This is a genomic window from Cupriavidus ulmosensis, assembly GCF_977008105.1.
This window is the reverse complement of sequence record NZ_CDRMWP010000001.1, coordinates 2,414,988-2,434,021: the sequence shown is the minus strand read 5'-3', so window position 1 is coordinate 2,434,021 and position 19,034 is coordinate 2,414,988. Positions and strand designations below refer to the sequence as shown.

The following is a 19,034-nucleotide window of genomic DNA, read 5'->3' as shown; positions in this document are numbered from 1 at the left end:
GCGCAGCAAGCCGTGCATGGCCGCCCGCCCGCGGATGCGGGGGCAGGGCGGGCGGCCCGCGGTCTTTTTCTTTCCGGTGCATCATGCTGAATTATTTTCTCAAACGATTCCTGGGCGTGATTCCCACACTGCTGATCGTGGCAGTGCTGGTCTTCATGTTCGTCCACCTGCTGCCCGGCGATCCCGCCCGGCTCGCGGCCGGCCCCGAGGCCGACCAGGCCACGGTGGAGCTGGTGCGCCGCGACCTCGGCCTGGACAAGCCGCTGCCCGAGCAGTTCGCGCAGTTCTTCTCGAACGCGCTGCGCTGGGAATTCGGCAACTCGCTGCGCACCAAGCGCCCGGTCAGCGAGGAGATCGGCGACCGCTTCATGCCCACGCTGTACCTGACGCTGGCCTCGATGGTGTGGGCGGTGGTCTTCGGCATGGCGATCGGCGTGACCTCCGCGGTGTGGCGCAACCGCTGGCCCGACCGCCTTGGCATGACGCTGGCGGTGTCCGGCATCTCGTTTCCGGCGTTCGCGCTGGGCATGCTGCTGATGGAAGTGTTCTCGGTGCAGCTGGGCTGGCTGCCGTCGATCGGCGCCGATTCCTGGAAGCACTACATCCTGCCCTCGCTCACGCTGGGCGCCGCGGTGGCCGCCGTGATGGCCCGCTTCACGCGCGCGTCCTTCGTCGAGGTGCTGCAGGAAGATTTCGTGCGCACCGCGCGCGCCAAGGGCGTGGGCGAGCTGCTGGTGGTGGCCAAGCACTGCCTGCGCAACGCCATGATTCCCGTGGTCACCATGATGGGCCTGCAGTTCGGCTTCCTGCTGGGCGGCTCGATCGTGGTCGAGAAGGTCTTCAACTGGCCCGGCCTCGGCCGCCTGCTGGTGGACGCCGTGGAGATGCGCGACTACCCGGTCATCCAGGCCGAGGTGCTGCTGTTCTCGCTCGAGTTCATCCTGATCAACCTGGTGGTCGACGTGCTGTACACCGTCATCAACCCCGCCATCCGCTACAAGTAAGGAGAGGCCGGCATGACCCAGCTTTCCACGTCCGCCGGCGGCAACGCCGCCGCGCCCGCCGCCGCGCCGGAAGCGGTGCGCACGCCCTGGACCGAGTTCTGGCGCAAATTCCGCAAGCAGCACCTGGCGCTGGGCGCCGGCGTGTTCGTGCTGCTGCTGGTGGCGGTGGCGGTCTTCGCGCCGCACCTGGTGCCCTACGACCCCGAGAACTTCTTCGACTACGACGCGCTCAACGCCGGCCCCTCGGCCGCGCACTGGTTCGGCGTGGACTCGCTCGGGCGCGACATCTTCAGCCGCATCCTGGCCGGCACCCGCATCTCGCTGGCCGCGGGCTTCTTCTCCGTCATCATCGGCGCCATCGTCGGCACCGTGCTGGGCCTGCTGGCCGGCTATTACGAAGGCTGGTGGGACCGCATCGTCAGCCGCATCTCGGACGTGCTGTTCGCGTTTCCCGGCATCCTGCTGGCGATCGGCATCGTCGCCATCCTCGGCAACGGCATGACCAACGTGATCTTCGCCGTGGCCATCTTCAGCATCCCCGCGTTCGCGCGCCTGGTGCGCGGCAACACGCTGATGCTCAAGCGCCTGACCTACGTGGAGGCCGCGCGCAGCATCGGCGCGTCCGACTGGACCATCCTGATGCGGCACATCCTGCCGGGCACGATCTCGTCCATCGTGGTGTATTTCTCGATGCGCATCGGCACCTCGATCATCACCGCCGCCAGCCTCTCGTTCCTCGGCCTGGGCGCGCAGCCGCCCACGCCCGAGTGGGGCGCCATGCTCAACGAGGCGCGCGCCGACATGGTCACGGCGCCGCACGTGGCGATCTTCCCCAGCCTGGCGATCTTCCTCACGGTGCTCGCCTTCAACCTGCTCGGCGACGGCCTGCGCGACGCGCTCGACCCGAAGATCGACCGCCGCTGAGCGCGAGCCGCACATGCGCCAGGAACCGATCCACGAGCTGACCCACATCGGCGCGCTGCCGGCCGGCGCGCGCGGCACCATCGCCGACGTGCCCGGCGTGACCGTGGGCCACTGCACGCTGGCGCGCGGCGCGTGCCAGACCGGCGTGACGGTGGTGCTGCCGCACGCCGGCAACCTGTTCGCCGACAAGGTGCCGGCCGCCGCCACCGTGCTCAACGGCTTCGGCAAGAGCGTGGGGCTGGTGCAGGTGGAGGAGCTCGGCGTGCTGGAGACGCCGATCGCGCTCACCAACACCTTCGCCGTGGGCGCGCTGGCGCAGGCGCAGATCCGCCAGGCCATCGCCGCCAACCCGGAGATCGGCCGCGCCTGGCCGACCGTCAATCCGCTGGTGTTCGAGTGCAACGACGGCTATCTCAACGACATCCAGGCCATGCCGGTGCGGGAGGCGCACTACGCGCAGGCCTGCGCGGCGGCGGCCGCGGATTTCGCGCAGGGCGCGGTGGGGGCGGGGCGCGGCATGTCCTCGTTCGGGCTCAAGGGCGGCATCGGCTCGGCCTCGCGCCGGGCGGGCGCATACCACGTGGGGGCGCTGGTGCAATCCAACTTCGGCGTGCTGCCCAACCTCACCGTGGCCGGCGCGCGCCTGGGCGGCAGGCTGGCCGCGCGCCTGCAGGCGCGGGCGCACGCCGAAGCGCAGGCCGGGCCGGAGAAGGGCTCGATCATCATGATCGTCGCCACCGACGCCCCGCTCGACGCGCGCCAGCTGCGCCGCCTGTCGCTGCGCGCCAGCGCCGGGCTGGCCCGCACCGGCTCGGTGTTCGGCCACGGTTCGGGCGACATCGCGCTGGCGTTCTCCACCGCCTGCACCGTGCCGCAGCAGGCCGACGCGCCCATGCCGGCGCTGGCCATGCTGCACGAGAGCCGGCTCGACGCGCTGTTCCAGGCCGCCGCCGACAGCGTCGAGCAGGCCATCCTCAACGCGCTGTGGCGGGCCGAAAGCGTGAGCGGCCGCGACGGCCACCGCCGCATCGCGCTGCGCGAGCTGATGCCCGAACTGCCGCAATGGCTGGCGCGCCACGCGGCGCCAGCCGACTGATCCCGGAGCGCGATGAAGATCCTGATTTCCACCGACATCGAAGGCGTCGCCGGCGTCTTCCACGCCGAGCAGGCGCGCGCCGGCAACGGCGAATACGAGCGCGCGCGCGCCTGGATGACCGCCGAGGCCAACGCCGCGGTGCAGGGCGCCTTCGCCGGCGGCGCCACCGAAGTGCTGGTCAACGACTCGCACGGCGGCTTTCGCAACCTGCTGCCCGACCAGCTCGACCCGCGCGCGCGCCTGGTGCTAGGCAAGCCGCGCTATCTCGGCATGATGGCCGGCGTGGAAGGCTGCGACGGCGTGTTCATGGTCGGCTACCACGGCCGCGCGCAGAGCCGCGGCATCCTGGCCCACACCATCAACAGCAGCGCCTTCGCCCGCGTCTGGCTGGGCGGGCAGGAGATGGGCGAGGCCGGCTTGTATGGCGCGCTGGCCGGCGAGTTCGGCGTGCCGGTGCTGATGGCCAGCGGCGACGACGTGTTCGTCGAAGAGACGCGGCCGCTCATGCCGTGGGTGCGCTACGTGCAAACCAAGCAAGCCGGCGGCCACGGCAGCGGCACCACGCTGTCGCCGGCGGCCGCGCGCGAGGCCATCGCCGCCGCCGCCGGGCAGGCCGTGCGCGAGGCCGGCGGACAGCCGCTGCGCATTCCCGGCCCGGTGCGGTGCCGCCTGCAGGCGCACAGCCCCGCCTACGCCGACCTGTTCTGCCAGTGGCCCGCGCTCGAGCGCGTGGACGGCGTCACGCTGGTGTTCGAAGCCGCCTCGGTGCAGGCGGCGGTGCGCATGCTCAACTGCCTGTCGGCGATGTCGTTCATGCTCAGGTAGGCGCGCCGGCCGGCGCGGCCGCGATTGGAGGACAATAGCGGCCTGGCCGCGGCAAGGATGCCGCGGCCAGGCTGTCTTGCATTCACTCATCGTGCCGCGCGCGGCGGCCATCACGCGCAGATTCATGACCGCAGTCAACGGCGAAAGCTGGACCCCAGTACGCAAGGATTTCGTCGACCCCGCCACGCGCTGCCACCAGCACGTGGGGCGCGCGCGCCATCACGGCTTCGGCAGCGGGCAGGCCTACATCCTGCGCGACGCGCACGGCCACGAGCACCCGTTCGGCGAGGCCTGCGCGCGCGCCGTGCTGGCCGAGCCGGCCGGGCTCGACCTGGTGCCCGACTACACCGAGCGCGACGCCGGCCCCGCCGCCGCCGTGCCCGCGGCCACGCCGCCGTCGGCCGAGGAATTCGAGCTGACCGCCCCGGCCCCGCACCGCGCGCGCCGCGCCGGCGTCCGCCGCGATGCCTCCGCCGACGCCGCCCGGCGCCGCGCCGACGCCATCCGCTACCTGGTGCTGCGCATGGAGAAGGTGGCCGGCGTGCCGCGCGTGCAGCCCACGGTGCGCTTCCCGGCGCTGGAGGAGGTCTACCAGGACTACCTGCGCAGCGGCGACCTGCCCGAGGCGCAGGTGCGGCGCATCCTCGCCATCGAGCGCAGCGCCACCACGCCGGCCAAGCTCAAGAGCCTCAATCTGCTCGACGTCTACACCGCCCACGTCAAGCTCGAACGCGCCATCCGCGAATCCAGCCGGCTGGAGCAGCAGCGCTTCCTGCGCAGCCTCCACGACTGGCTCGCGCGCCACCTGGTGCTGTCCGCCGCGCAGCTTGCCGCGGCGGGCATCGAGATGCATCCGCATGCGTTCCGCTCGCCGCTGCTGCGCGAGGCCGGCGCGGACAAGGCGGGCGCGGGCCGGGGCTGAGCCGCGTCGGGCCTCCGGGAAGGCCCGATGGCAATAGCCGCCCGGTTGGCGTCTAATACCGGCACCCCCACTGCTCGCCAGGCGCGAAATACGCTGTCATGTCCGTGCATACCGGCTTTTCCCGCAGCTACGCCGAAGCCCGGCGGAAATTCCTCGACGCGGCGCGCGCCGCCGGTGCCACGCTGGCCGGTTTCCCGCACCCGACCATGCGCGGCAGCGCCGGCGAGGAGCTGGCCATCGACGTGGCCTGGGCCGGCGCCGCCGAGGCCCGGCGCGTGCTGCTGGTGACGTCGGGCGTGCACGGCGTGGAGGGCTTCTGCGGCTCCGGCGCGCAGGTCGCGCTGCTCGGCGACGCGGACCTGCGCGCGGCGTGCGCCGGGGCCGGCGTGGCGCTGATGCTGGTGCACGCGGTCAATCCCTACGGCTTTTCGCATCTGCGGCGCGTCAACGAGGACAACGTCGACCTCAACCGCAATTTCATGGATTTCACCCGGCCCCTGCCCGAGAACGCGCCCTACGCGCAGATCGCGCCGCTGCTGCTGCCCGCGCAGTGGCCGCCCTCGGAGGCCGACCAGGCGGCGCTGATGCGGTCGGTGATGGCGAAAGGCCTGCCGTGGTACCAGGCGGCGGTCAGCGCGGGCCAGTACCACGCGCCGGACGGCCTGTTCTTCGGCGGCGGCAAGGCCACCTGGAGCAACTACACGCTGCGCCGCATCCTGGCCCGCTACGGCGCCGGGCGCGAGGCGCTGCGCTGGCTGGACATCCATACCGGCCTGGGCCCGCGCGGCTACGGCGAGCCCATCTACATGGGCCCGGACGCGGCCGCGCCGGTCGCCCGCGCGCGCGCCATCTGGGGCAGCCACGTCACCTCCATCCACGATGGCTCGTCGGCCTCGGCCAACCTGACGGGCATGGCCTGGCAGGCGGTGCCGCAGACGCTGCCCGCGGTGGACTACAGCGGCATCGCGCTGGAGTTCGGCACCCTGCCCGTGACCGAGGTGCTGGAGGCGCTGCGCGGCGACCACTGGCTGCACCTGCATCCCGAGGCCGACGAAGGCCAGCGCGAGCTGATCCACCAGGCGATGTGGCGCGCGTTCTACGGCGACGCCGACGACTGGCGCGAAGGCGTGGTCGAGCAGGTGCGCGAGGCCGCGGGCAAGGCGCTGGCCGGCTGGTAGCAGCGGGTAGCTGGCAGCGGCCGGCGGGCAGGCAAGGAAACCGCCGCGCGGCGGCGCTGCATCCGGCGCTTGCCGTATACAATCCGGCACAGCCAAATTCGCCGGTGCCGCCGGCTTTCCCGCTCATGCCGAATCCAACCCGGGCCTTCCTGCTCGGTCCGCTGCTCAAGGGCGTATCGCGCTCTTTCTATCTCACGCTGCGCATCCTCCCCGCGGGCATGCGCGATCCGATCGGGCTGGCCTATCTGCTCGCGCGCGCGGCCGACACCATCGCCGACACCTCGCTGATCCCGCCGGCGCAGCGGCTGGCCCTGCTGCTGTCGTTCCGCGACCAGGTCAACGGCGCCGCCGGCGACGCGGCGCTGATGCGCCGCATGGCGCAGGAGGTTGGCGCGCAGCAACAGCAGTCCGACGAACAGGTCCTGCTCGAATCGCTCGGCCCCGCGCTGGCGATCCTGCCGCAGTTGAGCGAGTCCGACCGCGAGGCCGTGCGCGGCATCGTCTCGACGCTGGCCAGCGGCATGGAATTCGACCTGCGCACGTTTCCCGACGAAGCCTCCGGCCGCCTCGTCGCGCTGCGCACGCTGGACGAGCTGGACCGCTACACCTACCTGGTGGCGGGCTGCGTGGGCGAGTTCTGGACCACCATGACCTATGCGCACATGCCGGGCGTGCTCAAGGCCGGCCCCGACACCATGCTGGCGCTGGGCGTGCGCTTCGGCAAGGCGCTGCAGATGACCAACGTGCTGCGCGACTGCGGCAAGGACCTGCGCATCGGCCGCTGCTACCTGCCGGCGGCGCTGCTGGCGCGCCACGGCCTGGCGCCGCAGGACCTGCTGGCGCCGGCCAATGCGGCGCGCGCGCGGCCGCTGCTGTTCGAGCTGGTGCATCACGCGCTCGGGCATTTCCGCGCGGCGCTCGACTACACGCTGGCCATTCCCGGCTCGGCCGTGCGGCTGCGGCTGGCCTGCATCTGGCCCATCGTCATCGGGCTGGAGACCTTGCTGCTGCTGGTGGACAACCCGGCGTGGCCGGACCCGGCCAGGATCTCCAAGGTGCGGCGCAAGGCGGTGTACCGGGTGATGGCGTATTCGCTGCCGGCGGTGGCGTCGGACCGGCTGGTGCGGCGCTGGGTCGAGGGGCTGCTGGCGCGCATCGAGGCCAGGATGGCGCCCGCGCGCGCCGGCTGACGGCCGGGCGCCGCCGCTTCACTCGGACTGCCGGCCGCGCGTCTTCCTCGCGCGCCGGCGCCCGCGTGGTCCGTCAGCCCGGCAGTCCTTCGTAGGTCACCAGGAACACCTGTTCCTCGCCGGCGCTGACCGGCAGCCAGATCAGTTCCAGTTCCGGGAACGCCGCTTCCACGTTGGCGTGCTCGTTGCCGATCTCCACCACCAGCACGCCGCCCGGGTTGAGGCGGGCCTTGGCGCCGGCGATGATCCGCCGCACCACGTCCATGCCGTCGTCGCCGCCAGCCAGCGCGATGCGCGGCTCGGCCAGGTATTCGGCGGGCAGCGCCTGCATCGAGGTTTCGTTGACGTAGGGCGGGTTGGTGAGGATGACGTCGTATTTCGCGCCGGCCGGCAGCGGGGCGTAGAGATCGCCCTGGTACAGGCTGATGCGGTCGGCCATCTTGTAGTCGGCCACGTTGCGGCGCGCGACTTCGAGCGCGTCGGGCGAGATGTCGACCGCGTCGATGCGCGCCTGCGGCCAGACGTGGGCGGCGACGATGGGCAGGCAGCCCGAGCCGGTGCACAGCTCGAGCACCGGGCCGATCTCGGCGATGTCGCCGACCCACGGTTCCAGCCCTTCCTGCAGCAGCTCGCCGAGGAAGCTGCGCGGCACGATCACGCGCGAGTCCACGTAGAAGCGCAGGCCGTGCATGAAGGCTTCGTTGGTGAGGTAGGCGGCGGGCACGCGCTCGCTGACGCGGCGCTCGATGACGTTGAGCACGGCCTCGATTTCCTCGGGCAGCAGGCGGGCGTCGAGGAACGGGTCGAGCGTGTCGAGCGGCAGGTCGAGCGTGTGCAGGACCAGGTAGGCGGCTTCGTCGTAGGCGTTGGCGCTGCCGTGGCCGAACGACAGCCTGGCCCTGGTGAAGCGCGAGACGGCCAGGCGCAGCAGGTCGCGCACGGTTTGCAGGGGGGAGGGCGTTGCCATTGCGGTGGTCCTAGTGTTTCTGCGTTCAGTCGATCGGGCGTTCAGCCGATCAGGCGATCAATCGTTCCAGCACGCCGCGGTAGACGTTCTTGAGCGGCTCGACGAAGCGCACTTCGACGTGCTCGTCGATCTTGTGGATGCTGGCGTTGGGCGGGCCGAACTCGATGACCTGCGGGCAGATCCTGGCGATGAAGCGGCCGTCGGAGGTGCCGCCGGTGGTGGAGAGCTCGGTCCTGACGCCGGTCTCGGCCTCGATGGCGCCGGCCAGCGCTTCGGACAGCTCGCCGCGCGCGGTCAGGAACGGTTCGCCGCCGAGGGTCCAGGCCAGCTCGTAGTCGAGCCCGTGGCGGTCGAGGATGGCATGCACGCGCGCCTTCAGGCCCTCGGGCGTGCTGGCGGTGGAGAAGCGGAAGTTGAAGTCGACCGTGACGTGGCCCGGGATCACGTTGGTGGCGCCGGTGCCGCCGTGGATGTTCGACATCTGCCAGCTGGTGGCGGGGAAGTATTCGTTGCCTTCGTCCCAGCGTTCGCCCACCAGTTCGGCCAGCGCGGGCGCGGCCAGATGGATCGGGTTCTTCGCCAGGTGCGGGTAGGCGATGTGGCCCTGCACGCCCTTGACGGTGAGCTTGCCCGAGAGCGAGCCGCGGCGGCCGTTCTTGACCATGTCGCCGAGCGTGTCGACCGAGGTCGGCTCGCCGATCACGCAGTAGTCCAGGCGCTCGCCGCGCGCCTTGAGCGCCTCGACCACCTTGACGGTGCCGTCGTGCGCGGGGCCTTCCTCGTCGCTGGTGATAAGGAAGGCGATCGAGCCGGCGTGGTCCGGGTGCTGCCGCACGAACTCTTCCGACGCCACCACGAAGCCGGCGATCGAGGTCTTCATGTCGGCCGCGCCGCGGCCGTACAGCTTGCCGTCGCGGTGGCTGGGCTGGAACGGGTCGGAGCCCCATTGCTCGAGCGGGCCGGTGGGCACCACGTCGGTGTGGCCGGCGAAGGCCAGCAGCTTGCCGTCCTTGCCCTGCGTGCCGCGCCTGACGGCCCACAGGTTGGTGACGCGGAAGTCGTCGGGGCCACTGACGATCCACTCGCATTCGAAGCCGATGGCCTTGAGGCGGGTTTCGAGCACGGCCTGGCAGCCTTCGTCGGCGGGCGTGACGGAGCGGCGGCGGATCAGGTCTTCGGTGAGGGCGAGGGTCGGATTCATGGTGGCGTGTGCGCGGCCTCGGGGCCGGCGCTGCAGTACAGGGGGTTGGGCGGGGAGTTTACGCTTTCCGGGGGCGGTGGCCGATGTTCTTGCGTTGGGTGGTGCCGGCGGGCGCACCCCGGGAGCCGCCGGCACGCAACCTGCCGCCAGCCCCGCAAGAACGTCAGAACAACCCGGCGTAACCATCCGCCGAAAAACCGACGGAAATCTTCCCGCCGCGGTCGAGCACCGGCCGCTTGATCAGCGACGGGCTCTGCTGCATCAGCGCGATCGCGCCCGCTTCGCTCTCGGCGCGGGCCTTGTCGGCGTCCGACAGCGCGCGGTACGTGGTGCCCTTGCGGTTGAGCAGCGTGGCCAGCGGCACATGCTTGAGCCAGCCGCGCAGCAGCGTTTCGTCCACGCCTTGCTTCTTGAAGTCGTGGAAGGTGTAGGCCACGCCGTTGGCGTCGAGCCAGGTGCGGGCCTTCTTGACGGTGTCGCAGTTGGGAATGCCGTAGAGCAGGACGGTCATGGTGTGCGGTGCGCCTTGTCGGCGCTTAGCGGAACAGCAGGTTCAGGGCGACGACCAGCGCGCCCAGGCCCAGCGCCACGCCGGCCATCGCCACGCTGGTCATCAGGCGCAGGCGGCGGTCCAGCCGCGCGGCTTCCTTGCGCAGCGCCTCGATGGTGATGGCGTGCTGCTCGGCCAGCAGCTTGACCGCTTCGGCCTGCTGCACGGCGGCGGCTTCGAGCTCGGCGATGCGGGCGGCGGCGGAACCGTCGCGCGCTTCGATGGATTCGGGTCCGGCGTTCTCCGGCGCGCCGTCCTTGCGCCGGCCTTTCTTGATCTTCTCGATGGTCTTGTTGGCCTGCTCGAGAATGGTCGGCAGAAGGGACAGCACGGTGCTGACGGTGGCGGGATCCAGGGCCATGAGTCGCTTGCGGAGGGAGGGCATCGGTCTGACGGCGGGGCGGCGGCGGGAATTTTCCCGCCGCCGCCCCGGGCAAGGCGCGATCAGTCGCCGCGCAGCAGGTCGTTCAGGCTGGTCTTGGCGCGGGTCTGCGCGTCCACCTTCTTGACGATCACGGCGCAGTACAGGCTGTACTTGCCGTCCTTGGAGGGCAGGTTGCCGGCCACCACCACCGAGCCCGCCGGCACGCGGCCGTAGTGGACCTCGCCGGTTTCGCGGTCGTAGATCTTGGTCGACTGGCCGAGATACACGCCCATCGAGATCACCGAATTCTCCTCGATGATGACGCCCTCGACCACTTCCGAGCGCGCGCCGATGAAGCAGTTGTCCTCGATGATGACCGGGTTGGCCTGCAGCGGCTCGAGCACGCCGCCGATGCCGACGCCGCCGGACAGGTGGACGTTCTTGCCGATCTGCGCGCACGAGCCGACGGTGGCCCAGGTGTCGACCATCGTGCCTTCGTCGACGTAGGCGCCGATGTTGACGTAGGAGGGCATCAGCACCGCGTTCCTGGCGATGAACGAGCCGCGGCGGGCCACGGCCGGGGGCACCACGCGGAAGCCACCCTTGGCAAAGTCGTCGGCGCTCCAGCCGGCGAACTTGGTCGGCACCTTGTCGTAGAACTGGGCGAAGCCGCCGGCGCTCATCGGCGCGTTGTCTTCCAGGCGGAACGACAGCAGCACGGCCTTCTTGATCCACTGGTTGACGACCCAGTCGCGGCCTTGCTTCTCGGCCACGCGCAGCGCGCCGGCGTCGAGCTGGCCGATCACGTTGGCCACGGCTTCGCGGATGTCGTTGGGAGCCGACTTGGGCGAGAGGCTGGCGCGGTCTTCCCATGCCTGGTCGATCAGGGCTTGCAGTGCTTGCGTCATATGCGTGTTTTCAGTGGTTGATCGTTGTCTACGGTGAAATCCGGAGGGGCGCGGCGTTCAGCCGAGCGAGCGGCAGAAGGTGACGATGCGGCGCGCGCCTTCCAGGCATTCCTCGGGCGTGGCCACCAGCGCCATGCGCACGCGGTTGGCGCCGGGATTGACGCCGCCGGCCTCGCGCGCCAGGTAGCTGCCGGGCAGCACGGTGACGTTCTGCTCGGCCAGCAGGCGGGTGGCGAACTCGGTGTCGCTCAGGCCGGTGCGCGAGACGTCGGCCCACAGGTAGAAGCCGGCGTCGGGCAGGGCCACGTCCAGCACCTCGGCCAGCATCGGCGTGACCTCGGCGAACTTGCGCACGTAGGCGGCGCGGTTGTCGCGCACGTGGGCCTCGTCGTTCCAGGCCGCCACGCTGGCGGCCTGCACCGCCGGGTTCATGGCGCCGCCGTGATAGGTACGGTATAGCAGGAATTTCTTCAGCAGGGCGGCGTCGCCGGCCACGAAGCCCGAGCGCAGGCCCGGCACGTTGGAGCGCTTGGACAGGCTGGAGAACATCACCAGCCGCTCGAACGGATGCGCGCCTTCGGCGCGGCCCAGTTTGCGCGCGGCTTCGAGCGCGCCCAGCGGCGGCTCGCCTTCCTTGAAATAGATTTCCGAATAGCACTCGTCGGAGGCGATCACGAAACCGTGGCGGTCCGACAGCGCGAACAGCTCGCGCCAGTCGTCGAGCGACAGCACCGCGCCGGTCGGGTTGCCGGGCGAGCACACGTAGACCAGTTGCACGCGGGCCCAGGTCTCGGCCGGAATGCGGTCGAAGGCCGGGGCGAAGTTGCGCGCCGGGTCGCTGTTGGCGAACACCGGAGTGGCGCCGGCCAGCAGCGCCGCGCCTTCGTAGATCTGGTAGAACGGGTTCGGGCACAGCACCAGCACGCCGGGGCGGCTGGCGTCGACCACGGTCTGGGCGAACGCGAACAGCGCCTCGCGCGAGCCGGTCACGGGCAGCACCTCGGTGGCCGGGTTGACCGCGGGCAGGCCGTAGCGGCGCTGGAGCCACGCGGCGATGCACTGCCGCAGGGCGTCGGAACCGGCCGTCGTGGGATAATTCGCCAGCCCGCCGAGCGCGTCCGCCAGCGCCTGCTTGATGAACGCGGGCGTGGGATGCTTGGGTTCGCCGATACCGAAACTGATCGCGGGCAACGCGGCGTTCGGCTTCACGTTGGCCACCAGCACGCGCAGTTTCTCGAACGGGTAGGGCTGGAGCAGGTCGAGTCGGGGGTTCACGGTCAGGTTCGGGCCGCCAGGGCCAAGGCTCAAAGCCGGACATTATAGAGGATTGGCGGGCGTTCCCGCGCGCGGGGCGCGGGCCTGGCGGGCTTTTCCGGCCGGCCCGCCCAAGTGGCCGCGGCCCGTTCCCTCCCGCATTTTCCCTGCCGTTTTTCCTTTGCCGTTATCGACCGGCCGCCATGCCAGCGGTCTTTTCCGCGTTCATGCGTAACCTGCCCGCCGCATCTGTCCCTGTTTCCAATAGGGCGGGCGCCGGGCCGCGTTCAGTGCAGCACGGCCCGCGACACCAGCGCCACCAGCGGCTTGCGGATGGCGCGCTCGACACCGGCGTGCAGGTCCAGCGGGCGCAGCAGCATCTTCACCGTCATCTCGATCGGCAGGTTGCGGCGGATCACCGCGCTGACGCGGGAATTGAGCCGGCGCACGTCCTTCTGCGGAATGTCCTCGGTGCCGCGCTCGATGCGCAGCACGTTGCGCAGCGCGATCTCCGCGTCCTCGTTCTTGATTTCCAGCAGGCGGCGCACCAGCGCGCCCAGCACGCGCCAGCGGCCGAGCCGCTCGACGCCGTTGAAGGTGTTGAAGTAGCGGTAGAAATGCTTGTAGTGGCGCACCTCGTCGTTGGCGATGCGGCGCGTCAGGTCGCGCAGCACGGGCTCGTCGCTGGCCTGCTCGAGCGAGCGGTAGAGCGCCGCGGTGCCGGTCTCGACCACGCAGCGCGCGGCCATCTCCAGCGCTTCGGAGGGCTCGAAGTTGTCGACCGAGCAGGTGTGGCGGTATTCCTCGAAGAAGCGCGCGTAGCCGCGCTCCCAGTCGAATTCGGGCCATACGTGCTCGACATAGCGCCGCAGCGCCAGGCCGTGCTGCAGCTCCTCGGCTTCCCAGTGCTCGGCCAGCCAGCCGGAGGCTTCCGGGTTGGCGGCGTAGTAGGTGGCGAGGTTGCCGGCGTAGGTGTCGGAGCCGCTCTCGACGAAGGAGGCGGACACCAGCAGGTAGAACAGTTCGCGGTCCGGGCGCACGCGCGCCACGTCGATGGCGGCGAAGTCGATCTCGCCGATGGACCAGGGCATCCGTTTTCTTGCATCGCCGGCGGCGGGGCCGGTCACGCTTTCGTCTGAGTTCGCCGGAATAGAGGCGGTCATGCTGAACACTCCCAGGAGAAGCACGGAGCAGGGCTCCGCGTTGGGCCGGAGACGCCGTCTGCGTCACCTGCCCGCCGGACAGGGGTTGACTGCAATGGGGCTGACTGCAACGGGGGCTGACTAGTGGGCTGACTGCAATGGGCATCAGGGATCACGCTGACAAGGGAGAGACTAGCACTAACCCTCGGAAGTTTCCCGCCGGTTCCGCGCCGTGCGTTGCCGCCACGCACGGGCGGCCCGCGCCGGGCGCGCGATGTCTGCTCTGAGTGTAGGGCGCGGACCGCACAAAGTGAATCGGAAGGGGTGCAAAGCCGCCGGGGAAACGGCCTCTTCCGCGGCGCCGAAAGGTCGCTGAAAGGTCCCTGAAAGCGCCCGGGCGCGGAAGGGGCGATGGTATGATTAGCGCCAACTATCGGGCACAAGAGCCCGGCGCGCGCCCCAATGCGGCCCGCGCCGCCTGCCTCTGCGCTGGCCCGGCCTCCCTGAACGCTGCAATACCCTAGATACCCCACGACCAACCGTGCGACTGTCCTCGATCAAACTGGCGGGCTTCAAGTCCTTCGTCGATCCCACCAATTTTCAAGTGCCCGGCCAGCTGGTCGGCATCGTCGGTCCCAACGGCTGCGGCAAATCGAACATCATCGATGCGGTGCGCTGGGTGCTGGGCGAGTCACGCGCTTCCGAGCTGCGCGGCGAGTCCATGCAGGACGTCATCTTCAACGGCTCGACCGCCCGCAAGCAGGCCGGGCGCGCCAGCGTGGAGCTGGTGTTCGACAATCCCGACGGCCGCGCCGCCGGGCAATGGAGCCAGTACGCCGAGATCGCCGTCAAGCGTGTGCTCACGCGCGACGGCACCTCCTCGTACTACATCAACAACCAGGCGGTGCGCCGGCGCGACATCCAGGACATCTTCCTGGGCACCGGCCTGGGCCCGCGCGCCTACGCCATCATCGGGCAGGGCATGATCTCGCGCATCATCGAGGCCAAGCCCGATGACATGCGCATCTTCCTCGAGGAAGCCGCCGGCGTGTCCAAGTACAAGGAGCGCCGCCGCGAGACCGAGAACCGCCTGTCCGACACCCGCGAGAACCTGACCCGCGTCGAGGACATCCTGCGCGAGCTCGGCGCCAACCTCGAAAAGCTCGAAGGCCAGGCCGAGGTGGCCCAGCGCTTCAAGACCCTGCAGGCCGACGGCGAGGAAAAGCAGCACCTGCTGTGGCTGCTGCGCAAGCGCGAGGCGCAGGCCGAGCAGGAACGCCACCAGCGCGCCATCGAGCAGGCCCAGATCGACCTCGAGGCGCAGACCGCGCAGTTGCGCCACGTCGAGGCCGAGCTCGAAACCATGCGCGCCGCGCATTACGCGGCATCCGACAATATGCACAGCGCGCAGGGCGCGTTGTACGAGGCCAACGGCGAAGTCAGCAAGCTCGAGGCCGAGATCCGCTACGTGGTCGAGTCGCGCAACCGCGTGCAGGCGCAGATCGCCGCGCTCACCGCGCAGCGCGAGCAGTGGCAGGGCAAGTCCGAGCAGGCCACCGACGACCTCGCGCGGGCCGAGGAAGAGCTCGCCGTGGCCGAGGGCCGCACGGTGGAGGCGCAGGAAGCCGTGGCGCACAAGACCGACGAGCTGCCCACGCTGGAAGCCCAGTGGCGCGACGCCCAGGCGCTGTCCAACGAGCAGCGCGCCAGCATCATGCAGGCCGAGCAGGCACTCAAGCTCGAAGCCGCGCAGCAGCGCAGCGCCGACCAGATGCTGCAGCAGCTCGAGCAGCGCCGCGAGCGCCTGTCCGGCGAGGAAAAGGGCCTCGACCGCCCCGACGAAATCCGTCTTGAAGAACTGCGCGCCGAGCTGGCCGAGCAGGAAGCCGTGCAGGAAGAAACGCAGGCGATCCTGGCCGACGCCGAGGAAAGCGTGCCGCGCCTGGACGGCGAGCGCCGCGCCGCGCAGGAGCGCGTGCAGGGCGAGGCCGCCGCCATCGCCGCGCTGGAAGCGCGCCTGTCCGCGCTCAAGCAGTTGCAGGAAAGCGTGCAGACCGAAGGCAAGGTGCAGCCGTGGCTGGAAAAGCACGGCCTGGCCGAGCTGCCGCGCCTGTGGAAGAAGCTCCATATCGAGCCGGGCTGGGAAAACGCGCTGGAATCCGTGCTGCGCGAGAAGCTCGCCGCGCTCGAAGTCTCCAACCTGGACTGGATCCAGTCCTTCCTGTCCGACGCGCCGCCCGCCAAGCTGGCCTTCTATTCGCCGCCGCCGGCCGCGCGCCCGCAGGACACCCCGGCCGGCCTGCGCCCGCTGATGGCGCTGGTGCAGATCACCGAGCCCGGCATCCGCGCCGTGATGCAGGACTGGCTGGCCGACATCTACACCGCCACCGACATGGCCCAGGCGATGGCCGCGCGCGCCACGCTGCCCGAGGGCGCCAGCTTCGTGGTGGCCGAAGGGCACCTGGTGGGGCGCAACGCGGTGCAGTTGTACGCCGCCGATTCCGAGCAGGCCGGCATGCTGGCGCGCGAGCAGGAGATCGAGAACCTGCAGAAGCAGGCGCGCGCGCAGATGCTGCTGTCCGACGAGGCCAGGAGCCAGTCGGTGCGCGCCGACGCGGCCTACACGCACGCCAGCGCGCTGCTGATCGACGCGCGCAGCCGCAGCGAGCAGGCCACGCGCCGCGTGCACGCGCTGCAGATGGACGTGCTCAAGCTGTCGCAGGCGATGGAGCGCTACGCCGCGCGCAGCGGCCAGATCCGCGAGGAACTGGAAGAAATCCGCGCGCAGATCGAGGAGCAGCGCGCCATCCGCGCCGAATCCGAAGCCAGCTTCGAGCAGCACGACGCCGCGCTGGCCGAGATGCAGGCCACCCACGAAGACCACCAGATGGCCTTCGAGGCGCTCGACAGCAAGCTGTCGTCGGCGCGCCACCAGCTGCGCGATTTCGAGCGCGCCGCGCAGGAAGCGCTGTTCGCCGAGCGCAACCTGGCCAGCCGCATCGAGGAGCTGCGCCGCAACATCCAGACCGCCGCCGACCAGTCCGAGCGGCTCGAGCAGTCGCTCGAGGACGCGCGCGCCGAACTCGAGACCATCAACGAGCAGACCGCCCACACCGGCCTGCAGGAAGCGCTGGAGCGCCGCGCCGAGAAGGAAGAGAAGCTCCAGGCCGCGCGCACCGAGCTCGACGCGCTGTCGGCGCAACTGCGCCAGTTCGACGACCAGCGCCTGGCCGCCGAGCGCAGCCTGCAGCCGCTGCGCGACCGCATCACCGAATACCAGCTCAAGGAGCAGGCCGCGCGCCTGAACCAGGAGCAGTTCACCGAGCAGCTGACCACCGCCGAGGTCGACGAGGCCGTGCTGGCCGAGAAGCTCACGCCGGACCTCAAGCCGTCCTACCTGCAAGGCGAGGTCACGCGCCTGAACAACGCCATCAACGCGCTCGGGCCCGTCAACATGGCCGCGCTCGACGAACTGGCCGCGGCGCGCGAGCGCAAGACCTTCCTCGACGCGCAGTCGGCCGACCTGGTCGACGCCATCACCACGCTGGAAGACGCGATCCACAAGATCGACCAGGAAACGCGGGCCATGCTGCAAGGCACCTTCGACCAGGTCAACCACCACTTCGGCGAGCTGTTCCCGTCGCTGTTCGGCGGCGGCCAGGCCAAGCTCATCATGACCGGCGACGAAATCCTCGACGCCGGCGTGCAGGTGATGGCGCAGCCCCCGGGCAAGAAGAACTCCACCATCCACCTGCTCTCGGGCGGCGAGAAGGCGCTCACCGCGATCGCGCTGGTGTTCGCCATGTTCCAGCTCAACCCGGCGCCGTTCTGCCTGCTCGACGAGGTGGACGCGCCGCTGGACGACGCCAACACGGAGCGCTACGCCAACATGGTGGCGCGCATGTCCGACAAGACCCAGTTTGTTTTCATTTCCCACAACAAGATCGCAATGGAAATGGCACACCAGTTGATCGGCGTGACGATGCAGGAACAAGGCGTGTCGCGCATCGTCGCGGTCGACATGGACGCAGCGATCTCGATGGCGGAGGCAGCATGACGCTACAGACCGCCCTCATCGTCGCAGGCATCGTCCTGCTGCTGCTGGTCGTGGCCTACAACCAGTGGCAGATCCGCAAGGCGCGCCGCCCGCGCGCGCTGCAGCCCGAAGACGACCTGCCGCCGATGCGCGAGCCGGTGGTCAGCCCGGCGGTGACGCCCGAAGTCCACGCCAGGCTGCACGAGCCGGCCGCCGACCGCCAGCCCGAGCGGCGCGAGCCCACGCTGTCGGCCTCGCCGCTGGACGCGGCCTCGGTGGCCGCCGGCATGGCGGCCGCCTCGGCCGGTTCCGCCGACGCCGACCAGAGCCTGGCGGACGAAGTCGCGCTGGCCGCCTCGCCTGCCGCCGGCAAGGCTGCCCGGCACAAGCCGGCCGATGCCACGGATGCCGCCCATGCCGCCCATGTCGCCGAGGTGCAGGGCGAGACCGCGGACGCGGAACGATCGGCCGGGCATGCCGAAGATGCCGGCGCCGCCGAACCGCATGCGCAAGCCCATGCCGAGGCCCACGCCGAGGCACATGCGCAAGCCGGCGCACAAGCCGGCAGCGCGCGCGCGCCGCTCCAGCCCGAGCCGCTGGTGCCCGAGGGCCAGCCCGCGCCGGCCGTGATCGATCCGCTGATCGACTGCATCGTGCCGCTGCACCTGGAGCGCAAGCAGTCCGGCGACCGCATCCTGCCGCTGACCGGCCGCCTGCGCCGCGCCGGGACCAAGCAGGTGCACCTCGAAGGCCTGCGCGCCGAGGCCAACGCCTGGGAAGCCGTCACCGCCGGCCACCAGTACGAAGACCTGCAGGTGGCGGTGCAACTGGCCAACCGCGGCGGCGCGCTCAACGCGCTGGAATTCTCCGAGTTCGTCAACGCGGTGGAAGCGCTGGCCGAGTCGCTCGACGCCTCCGCCGAGCTGCCCGACATGAGCGAGACCGTGGCCAACGGCCGCGAGCTCGATGCCTTCGCCGCCGGCTGCGACGTGCAGCTCGGCGTCAACGTGATTTCCGACGGCGCGCCGTGGTCGGCCGCCTACGTGCAGACCGTGGCCACCCAGGACGGCCTGGTGCTGTCGCGCGACGGCACCCGCTTCACGCGCTACCAGGCGGGCGCGGACGGCGTGCAGCGCGCGCTGTTCACGCTGCAGTTCGGCGACACCAACTTCCTGCGCGACGATCTCACGGCCAAGGCCGGGCGCCAGATCACGCTGCTGCTCGACGTGCCGTCCGCGGCACAGGCCACCAAGCCGTTCAAGACCGTGTGCGAATACGGCTACAGCCTGGCGCAGCGCATGGGCGCACAATTGGTGGACGACAACATGCGGCCGCTGAGCGAGGCCTCCTTCGTCGCCATCTTCGGCCAGTTGCAGGCGCTCTACGACAAGCTCGACGCGCGCGGCATGCCGGCCGGCTCGCCGGTGGCGCTGCGCCTGTTCAGCCTGTGATATTTGCCCGCTGATCGGCAGC

16 protein-coding genes are annotated in these 19,034 nt (G+C 70.5%); 9 read left to right on the top strand and 7 right to left on the bottom strand.

Features of this window, described 5'->3' with window-relative positions; all coding sequences use genetic code 11:
- Window positions 1-83 precede the first annotated feature (83 nt).
- The 7 genes from gsiC (at window position 84) to ACWTPI_RS11065 (ending at window position 7,139) form a co-directional block, all read left to right on the top strand.
- On the top strand, window positions 84-1,004 hold the full coding sequence (gsiC, locus tag ACWTPI_RS11095; protein ID WP_020204576.1) for a glutathione ABC transporter permease GsiC: 921 nt from the start codon (window positions 84-86) through the stop codon (window positions 1,002-1,004).
- 12 nt (window positions 1,005-1,016) lie between these two features.
- Window positions 1,017-1,928, top strand: coding sequence for a glutathione ABC transporter permease GsiD (gene gsiD, locus ACWTPI_RS11090; protein WP_020204575.1), 912 nt, complete (start codon window positions 1,017-1,019; stop codon window positions 1,926-1,928).
- A 13-nt stretch (window positions 1,929-1,941) separates the two neighbouring features.
- A complete protein-coding gene (locus ACWTPI_RS11085) occupies window positions 1,942-3,024 on the top strand; it encodes a DmpA family aminopeptidase (RefSeq protein ID WP_454731688.1) in 1,083 nt (360 codons plus the stop codon).
- Window positions 3,025-3,036: 12 nt separating this feature from the next.
- The gene (locus tag ACWTPI_RS11080) at window positions 3,037-3,849 is read left to right on the top strand and encodes a M55 family metallopeptidase (protein ID WP_454731687.1); all 813 of its coding nucleotides are present in this window, start codon (window positions 3,037-3,039) and stop codon (window positions 3,847-3,849) included.
- 124 nt (window positions 3,850-3,973) lie between these two features.
- Window positions 3,974-4,771, top strand: a complete 798-nt coding sequence (locus ACWTPI_RS11075) for a hypothetical protein (RefSeq protein WP_454731686.1) — start codon at window positions 3,974-3,976, stop codon at window positions 4,769-4,771.
- Window positions 4,772-4,869: 98 nt separating this feature from the next.
- Complete coding sequence (locus ACWTPI_RS11070) at window positions 4,870-5,949, top strand: M14 family metallopeptidase (RefSeq protein WP_454731685.1); 1,080 nt, start codon at window positions 4,870-4,872, stop codon at window positions 5,947-5,949.
- Between the two features lie 125 nt (window positions 5,950-6,074).
- Entirely contained in the window at window positions 6,075-7,139 is a 1,065-nt protein-coding gene (locus tag ACWTPI_RS11065) for a phytoene/squalene synthase family protein (protein ID WP_454731684.1), read from the top strand.
- Between the two features lie 73 nt (window positions 7,140-7,212).
- On the opposite strand, the gene prmB is transcribed toward ACWTPI_RS11065, so the two are convergent.
- From prmB to ACWTPI_RS11030, 7 genes are all read right to left on the bottom strand, one after another.
- On the bottom strand, window positions 7,213-8,106 hold the full coding sequence (gene prmB / locus ACWTPI_RS11060) for a 50S ribosomal protein L3 N(5)-glutamine methyltransferase (RefSeq protein ID WP_020204569.1): 894 nt from the start codon (window positions 8,104-8,106) through the stop codon (window positions 7,213-7,215).
- Between the two features lie 49 nt (window positions 8,107-8,155).
- Window positions 8,156-9,307, bottom strand: a complete 1,152-nt coding sequence (gene dapE / locus ACWTPI_RS11055; protein WP_020204568.1) for a succinyl-diaminopimelate desuccinylase — start codon at window positions 9,305-9,307, stop codon at window positions 8,156-8,158.
- Between the two features lie 163 nt (window positions 9,308-9,470).
- Complete coding sequence (locus ACWTPI_RS11050) at window positions 9,471-9,818, bottom strand: arsenate reductase (protein ID WP_020204567.1); 348 nt, start codon at window positions 9,816-9,818, stop codon at window positions 9,471-9,473.
- A 25-nt stretch (window positions 9,819-9,843) separates the two neighbouring features.
- Window positions 9,844-10,218, bottom strand: a complete 375-nt coding sequence (locus ACWTPI_RS11045) for a hypothetical protein (protein ID WP_020204566.1) — start codon at window positions 10,216-10,218, stop codon at window positions 9,844-9,846.
- Between the two features lie 83 nt (window positions 10,219-10,301).
- Complete coding sequence (gene dapD / locus ACWTPI_RS11040; protein ID WP_059412825.1) at window positions 10,302-11,129, bottom strand: 2,3,4,5-tetrahydropyridine-2,6-dicarboxylate N-succinyltransferase; 828 nt, start codon at window positions 11,127-11,129, stop codon at window positions 10,302-10,304.
- A gap of 57 nt (window positions 11,130-11,186) precedes the next feature.
- Complete coding sequence (gene dapC / locus ACWTPI_RS11035) at window positions 11,187-12,404, bottom strand: succinyldiaminopimelate transaminase (RefSeq protein WP_454731683.1); 1,218 nt, start codon at window positions 12,402-12,404, stop codon at window positions 11,187-11,189.
- A 266-nt stretch (window positions 12,405-12,670) separates the two neighbouring features.
- A complete protein-coding gene (locus ACWTPI_RS11030; protein WP_020204563.1) occupies window positions 12,671-13,474 on the bottom strand; it encodes a ferritin-like domain-containing protein in 804 nt (267 codons plus the stop codon).
- A gap of 592 nt (window positions 13,475-14,066) precedes the next feature.
- Here ACWTPI_RS11030 and smc point away from each other — a divergent pair.
- Entirely contained in the window at window positions 14,067-17,582 is a 3,516-nt protein-coding gene (gene smc / locus ACWTPI_RS11025) for a chromosome segregation protein SMC (protein ID WP_020204562.1), read from the top strand.
- Complete coding sequence (locus ACWTPI_RS11020) at window positions 17,579-19,012, top strand: cell division protein ZipA C-terminal FtsZ-binding domain-containing protein (protein ID WP_454731682.1); 1,434 nt, start codon at window positions 17,579-17,581, stop codon at window positions 19,010-19,012. Before smc ends, ACWTPI_RS11020 begins: the two co-directional genes overlap by 4 nt.
- The last annotated feature ends 22 nt before the right edge of the window (window positions 19,013-19,034 follow it).